The sequence below is a fragment of the Massilimicrobiota sp. An105 genome, assembly GCF_002161155.1.
GTDB classification, from domain to species: Bacteria; Bacillota_I; Bacilli_A; order Erysipelotrichales; family Coprobacillaceae; genus Allocoprobacillus; species Allocoprobacillus merdigallinarum.
In genome coordinates this window covers 1-1,726 of sequence record NZ_NFLY01000103.1, presented here as the reverse complement: position 1 = coordinate 1,726, position 1,726 = coordinate 1, and the positions used below count along the sequence as shown (strand labels likewise).

The following is a 1,726-nucleotide window of genomic DNA, read 5'->3' as shown; positions in this document are numbered from 1 at the left end:
CATAGGTAATGATGTCTTCAGTAGGCTTGCATAATAATCTCTTTATGGAAGCAGGATATCCAAAGGCATTGCACATTCCATTGTCGCGTAGTTTGTGTATGAGTTTTTGATTGTCAATGAGGATGTCAATGTTAGGGAAATCTCCTGTTGATGAGATAACCAAGAAAATGTGCTTTTTCGTTTTTTGCGTGTGTAATCAGTGTCTTTTCTTCGCTAAGTCTTAGATGAAGTTCACTTTCAAGAAAGTGTTTGATTTCTTGTTTAAGTTGTTCGGCATATGCTTTTGAAGAAATAGTTCCTACTAGAAAATCATCTGCATAGCGTACGTAATGTACTCTACGAAAGTTAGGGTCAAAAACATCAACTGATGAAGTTGCTTTCAGTTCTTTCCTTAGTCTTTTGATTTCCTTGATATCATGCACTGATATCGCTTTGTTAAGCTGATATCTCAGTTTGGCATATTTTGGATTTTGTTTACGATATTTACCTTTTGTATCTCTTTGAATGATATTCTCCATGAATCTGTCCAGTTTATCTAGATAGATATTCGCTAGTATTGGACTTGCACAAGAGCCCTGAGCGTTACCTCGTTTCGTTGTCTGGAAGTTATGCTCCATATCGAAGTAACCAGCTTTCAGTAGTTTATTGATGAGACGGATAAAACGTTCATCATCAATCCTTTCACGAAGAATAGACTCTAGGATACGATGGTCAATTTCGTCGAAACATGCAGAGATATCGCCCTCAATAAACCAAACAGTAGAACGCCAGGTTTCCACTTGAGCCAATGCACTGTGCACACTGCGATTGGGACGAAAGCCATGAGAAAGATTTGAGAATGTAGGTTCATAGATACATTCAAGTATGATACGAATACATTCTTGAACTAACTTATCTTTACCATTAGGGAAACTAAGTTTACGCATCTTTCCGTTTTTCTTGGGAATGTAAGTGATTCTGTTCGGTTGTGGCTGATAGCTTTCATCCCTAAAGGATGAAATCAAATCATCAATCCATTCTTCGCAGAATCCATGAAGAGAAGTTCCGTCACTGCCAGCAGTTTCAGCACCATCATTGGATTTGATACTGTTATAGGCAATGTAGTAGAAGTCTCTATCATATAAAAGACGATAGACATCTTTATTGATGTAACAGTGATTTATACTGTTACGGGCACGAAAACCTTCTAGTTTCGTTAAAAGTTTTTGGTGACTCATTCGGGTCAACTCCTTTCAAAAATAGAAATTAGAAACTGTCTCCTTTCACCATGTATTATCCATTACAGAAAATCGTTGGGCTACTGTAGAGACTCTCTACCCGTGATGGTTTGAATAAAGAAAACCAGAGCACTAGGGTATATCACGGTAACACTTAATATAGTCACTCCATACTTAGGTATCCAATTGGTCTTTTGGGCTGACGATGTCAGCTGTGCTAAACAGCCTGCTTATATTCAACCTTTCCTATATTGAATATACAGTTTAGAGACAGGAGTGGTTACCTGAATGTCTTCCTAGAACCACAAGACTTGGATTCAACTCTAGAAGCTTTACCATATATGGCCTAGCTTGCCAAGCTACTCGTTCATAGAGAACTAATCTTGGCTTTACCGACATGCTTTGGTCCCCGTTGGGTTATCCCCGCGAGGTAAGTCGGTTGCTTTACATCGCATTGCAGGAGCGATGATTTCAAAAGAAATATATATTAAGCGCAAGAACGTGCGCAC

Annotated in this window: 1 protein-coding gene; it reads right to left on the bottom strand. The window is 38.6% G+C overall.

Features of this window, described 5'->3' with window-relative positions:
* Nucleotides 1-131: 131 nt before the first annotated feature.
* A complete protein-coding gene (locus tag B5E48_RS13380) occupies nt 132-1,217 on the bottom strand; it encodes a reverse transcriptase/maturase family protein (RefSeq protein ID WP_087305636.1) in 1,086 nt (361 codons plus the stop codon).
* Between the last annotated feature and the right edge of the window lie 509 nt (nt 1,218-1,726).

Bases quoted from the DNA above. Each gene is read 5' to 3' on its own strand.
- B5E48_RS13380 (WP_087305636.1), bottom strand. From the start codon at position 1,217: ATGAGTCACCAAAAACTTTTAACGAAACTAGAAGGTTTTCGTGCCCGT.